6 protein-coding genes are annotated in these 3,976 nt (G+C 72.6%); all 6 read right to left on the bottom strand.

Going from position 1 to position 3,976, the window contains the following annotated elements:
• On the bottom strand, window positions 1-699 hold a 699-nt coding region (locus M3N57_02630), incomplete at its 3' end, for a CoA pyrophosphatase (GenBank protein MDP9021594.1).
• Window positions 700-731: 32 nt separating this feature from the next.
• Window positions 732-1,382: a DUF6308 family protein gene (locus tag M3N57_02625; protein ID MDP9021593.1), complete on the bottom strand. Its 651-nt coding sequence runs from the start codon at window positions 1,380-1,382 to the stop codon at window positions 732-734.
• A 64-nt stretch (window positions 1,383-1,446) separates the two neighbouring features.
• Window positions 1,447-2,367, bottom strand: a complete 921-nt coding sequence (locus tag M3N57_02620; protein MDP9021592.1) for a Ppx/GppA family phosphatase — start codon at window positions 2,365-2,367, stop codon at window positions 1,447-1,449.
• Window positions 2,367-2,936 (bottom strand): DUF501 domain-containing protein, encoded by a 570-nt coding sequence (locus tag M3N57_02615; GenBank protein ID MDP9021591.1) that lies wholly within the window; start codon window positions 2,934-2,936, stop codon window positions 2,367-2,369. The genes M3N57_02620 and M3N57_02615 overlap by 1 nt, the downstream gene beginning before the upstream one ends.
• Before the next feature lie 100 nt (window positions 2,937-3,036).
• Window positions 3,037-3,429, bottom strand: coding sequence for a S1 RNA-binding domain-containing protein (locus M3N57_02610; protein ID MDP9021590.1), 393 nt, complete (start codon window positions 3,427-3,429; stop codon window positions 3,037-3,039).
• Window positions 3,430-3,597: 168 nt separating this feature from the next.
• Window positions 3,598-3,976: septum formation initiator family protein (locus tag M3N57_02605; protein MDP9021589.1), on the bottom strand; the 379-nt coding region annotated here is incomplete at its 5' end.

Raw genomic sequence — 3,976 nt, 5'->3', positions numbered from 1 at the left:
GACCACCGGCACAGCCTGCGCGGCGACCTCCGGGACCCCCTCCAGCCGTACTGGCGGCTGCCAGGACGGGAAGTGCTCCCAGGGACGCACCTGGCGCTCGCGGCCGAGGTCGGTCGGTCGGCGGCCGCCAGCCCAACCCGGGCTGACCACGTCGAGGAGCGCCGCGACCAGCATCGCGGTCGCCCCCCACAGCAGGTCGTCATCGAGTTGCCACGCCCACGCCGCACCGCGCTCGGAGAGGGCTACCCACCGCAGCCGCTCGTGCTCCACGAGGGTGACCAGCGGAACGTGCAGGACCTCGTCGACCTCCCAGGGGTTGGGGTCGAGCCGGTGGCGGTCGCGCCACCAGCCCACCACCGGGACCACCCAGAACCGCGACGGGGGGATGTAGAACGTCGGGGCGGTACCGAAGACCTGGACGGTCTCGGGCCGCAGGGCGATCTCCTCGCGGGCTTCGCGCAACGCCGCCTGCTCGAACGTCTCGCCGGTGTCGACCCGCCCGCCGGGGAACGACAGCTGGCCGGGGTGGGCGCGCATATCCCGACGCCGCCGGGTCAGGACGACCCCGGGTCCTCGGCCGGTGCTCTCGAACAGGGCCAGCACCGCTCCCACCCGAGCGTCGGGCGGCGGACGCGACGCGTCGTCAGGCACGCGAGCGATCGCGGCGCGCAGCCGCTCCTGGAAGGCGTCGGCGTCCACACGGCCGTCCAGCGGTGATCTCCTCGGCGCCTTCAGCGACGCACGGCCTCCCAGCACAGGATGTCGTGCAGGCGCACGTCGGACAGCTCGGCCCCCAGCGCAGCCGGCCCATCCGAGGTGGCCAGGTTCGCGCGCAGGTCGTCCCACAGGTCGCCGGCCGCCAGGATGTCGTCGCGGATCGCGACCCAGTACAGCCGCCCACGCCGCCCACGTCGACCGTGGTCGCGGAACCGTCGCGACGCCTCCGTGGCCGCGTCCTTGTACAGCTCCAGCAGACGCCCATCCAGCAGTGGGAACAGGTGGCGTCGCTTGAGGTGCAGGACGCGGTGGATCTTCCCGATCGCCAACCCACGCAGCCGACCGCGGTAGAAGTGGCCGTAGAGCTCCTCCGCCGCGTCGTACAGACCGCCCTCCTCCTCGGGGTCGGCCGCGGCGAGCGTCGCGTCAGCCGGGACCAGGTGCCACGGCGCCGAGCGGCCACGGTCGAGGAAGAACTGCAGTTCCATCCCGTCGACGCGTAGCTTGGTGTACTGCGTGGCGAGGACGTCGCGGGCCGTGATGCGGTCGGGGTGTTGCGAGGTGTGCTGGTCGTAGCCGCGGACCGTCTTGTCGTGCTCGGTGAGCCACCGCACGACCGCGCCGTGGGGATCGTCGACCCGCACGTCAGCGATGTCGACCGCCATGGGAGCCTTCGGGCCGGGGCTGCAAGGGTAGAGGTCGCCGCGCCGCCGGCAGCGTCGCCCGTCGTCAGCCTCCGGCGACCAACCCGTCGAGGATGTCGGCTTCGCTGGCGGTGAGCGCGTCGTACCCGAACCGGTCCAGGACCGCCTCGACCACCAACGCCCCGCCCAGGATGATGTCCTCGCGTCCGGGGGCGACCGGGCCGAGCTCGCGCCGCTCGGCGGAGCGCAGCGCAGCGAGCCGCCGGGTGAGGTCACCGACCGTCTCGCGGGACACGACGGTGCCGTGGACGGCGTCCGCGTCGTACTCGTCGAGGTCGAGAGACAACGCCGCCAGGGTCGTGACCGTCCCGGCCACGCCGATCAGCGACCGACAGTCGCCGGGGTCGGCGTCCTGGCGCCCCAGCGTCTCAGCGGCGTGGTCGAGCTGGCCGGCGATCTCCGCCCGGGCGTCCTGCAGCTCCTGGTCGGTGGGCGGGTCGGACCGCAACAGCCGTTCGGTGAGCCGGACGCAGCCGAGCTGCAGCGAGATCGACGCCTTGACGTCCCCGGCGCGGTCTCCGACGACGACCTCGGTCGAGCCGCCCCCGACGTCCAACAGCGCAGCGGGGTGGCCGACGTCGAGCTTGGCGGTCGCCCCGCGGAACGCGGTGGCGGCCTCATCCTCGCCGGACAGCACCTCGGCGCCGACGCCCGCCACCCGGCGCACCCCCGCGAAGAAACGCTCGCGGTCGGCGGCGTCACGGATGGCGGACGTCGCTGCGATACGCACGTCGCCCCGGACGCCGAGCTCCTCCCACCGTTGGCGGTACCGGCCGATCACGTCCAGGGTGCGGGCCAACGCCTCGTCGTCGAGCTCCCCGGTCTCGTCGACGCCCTGTCCCAGACGGGTGATCTCCATCTCGCGGGCGAGCGCGTGGCCGTCGTCGTCGACGACCAGCACGCGGACCGAGTTGGTCCCCACGTCGACGGCGGCACGGTTCGCCATCAGGCTCTGGGCCGCTGGCGAGGCGGCGCGGCGTGTTCCCAGGCGCCGGGAGCAGTTGCGGGGGGCGGGAGCTCGCCGTACGCCTCGGCCAGGACGTCCTCGTCGACACACGGCCCCGGACACGGCATGGGCGTGACCTGCTGGTGGGTCTTGGCGCCGACCGGGTTGTCGCCGGTGGCCAGGAAGTGGGCGTGGTGGGCGTGCAGGCACTTGATGTGGCCCGGCATGCCGCCCGCTGCGGGATCTTCCCGGATCGGTCGGTCGAGCGCGTCGCGGAACGCGACGTACCGTCCGGCTGCGGCGGCGTAGCCGGCCGCGAGCTCGGCGTCGGCCGCCATGGCGGCGTTGAACGACTCCATCGTGCCGTCGGCCTCGAGCCGGCCGACGTGGCGGCGCGCCACCGGGCACGCGAGCCAGAACACCGTCGGGAACGGGGTGCCGTCGTCGAGGTAGGGGGCGACGCGGACGACGGTGGGCAGGCCGTACACGCACCGGTGCACGACGGCGATGTGGCCGCGGGCAGGCCGGCCCAGCTGCTGGGAGACCACGGCACGCTCGCTGGGTCCCATGGTCGGAGCCGCGGCGGCGCGCGCGTACGAGGCCTGCGGGTCGGCTCGGACAGCGTCCCCGGTGGGATCGCCAGCCGCGGACGTCACGGGGAGGCTCTGGTCAGCGGCGGGATTCGCGCTGGCGGCGCGCTTCTCCCTGGATCATCTGTGACTGGTGCATGAAGCGGCGCAGGCGCTTGTCGAAGTCCTTGTCCAACTTGCTGCGTCGCGGCTGGGTCGGCTCGGGCTCCCAGTCGGGGTCCGCCTGCTTGATCGAGAGGTCGACCTTCCCGTCCTCCTTGATGTTGAGGACCTTGACCTCGACCTCCTGGTCTTCGGCGAGGTAGGCGAAGATGTTCTCGACGTAGTCGCGGTCGACCTCGGACACGTGACACAGGCCGGTGACGACCTGCGGGTCCTCCGGGTTCTCGGGGAACAGGGGCACCTCCACGAACGCCCCGTACTCCTCGAGCCGGACGACCCTTCCCTTGATGATCATCCCTTGGCTGAGCAAGCGCCCTCCTCTCGGCATGGTGGCGAGCCCGTCCGAGGCCCGACCAGTGGGTTGAAGTGTCCTCGTGGGACGTGTCTGGGATCTGCCTGGGACCTGCCGTGTCGCAGCGATCGGACGCCCGGGGGTGCCCTCAGCCAGCCTACGGCTGCCTCTCGCGAGCAGCAACCGTCATGGCAGCAGGGCTTCGAACATGCGTCGGTACCACGGGCGCGGCGGCGGGGCGGCGGGTGAGGCCAGCCGCGGTCGGTCGGTTTCGGGGGTGATGACCACGTACGGGATCTCTCCGGGTCTGACCAGCCCGAGCCGTTCGCGGGCGCGGAGCTCGACGTACTCGGCGGTGGTGAGGTCGCGCTCACGGGCCTCTAGCCGGTCGATCTCGTCGCGGAGCGCCTCCGCCTTGGCCTCGAGCAGCACCACACGTTCGCGTCCGTCGAGGTAGGTGGTCAACGGCCTGGCCAGCATCAGAGCGGATACCGCCACCACCCCGGCGACCGCCAACACCAGGAGCCGGTCGCCCGCCAAGACGGTCGCGACCACAGCGCGACCA

Source organism: Actinomycetota bacterium, from assembly GCA_030776725.1.
In the GTDB taxonomy this organism is placed as follows: Bacteria; Actinomycetota; Nitriliruptoria; order Nitriliruptorales; family JAHWKO01; genus JAHWKW01.
This window is presented reverse-complemented; position numbering and strand designations above follow the sequence as displayed.